1 pseudogene is annotated in these 390 nt (G+C 56.9%); it reads left to right on the forward strand.

Annotated elements, in window-relative coordinates:
* Positions 1-201, forward strand: a pseudogene (locus tag J3481_RS14460) (transposase); the annotation flags it as partial.
* Positions 202-390: the final 189 nt, after the last annotated feature.

Consider the following 390-nt stretch of genomic DNA (forward strand, 5'->3'; position numbering starts at 1 on the left):
AAGCATCATCGCGTCGTGGATGTACTCCCAGACCGAGAGAAGAATACCGTGGCCGATTGGCTTCGGGCTCATCCCGAAATCCGCCTGGTCAGTCGCGACCGTGCGAATGCGTACGCTGACGCCATACGGTTCGGTTTGCCCTCAGCGATTCAGGTCGCGGATCGATGGCACCTTCTGAAGAATCTTGGTGACGCTGTTCAGCGATATGTTGCACGGCAGCCTCTTCCCGTTTGGAAAGACGACGATGCTTATGCACCGTCCACCGAACGCGCCATGGCACCCCGATGCTCGTAAAAATCACGACGACAACACGAACGTCGAGCGGCCAAGTGGGCACGTGTTCAAGAAGTTCAGCAGCTTTACGCTTCCGGCATGAGCATTCGCGCGATT

The sequence above is a fragment of the Alicyclobacillus fructus genome (genome assembly GCF_017329605.1).
Lineage (GTDB): Bacteria > Bacillota > Bacilli > Alicyclobacillales > Alicyclobacillaceae > Alicyclobacillus > Alicyclobacillus fructus.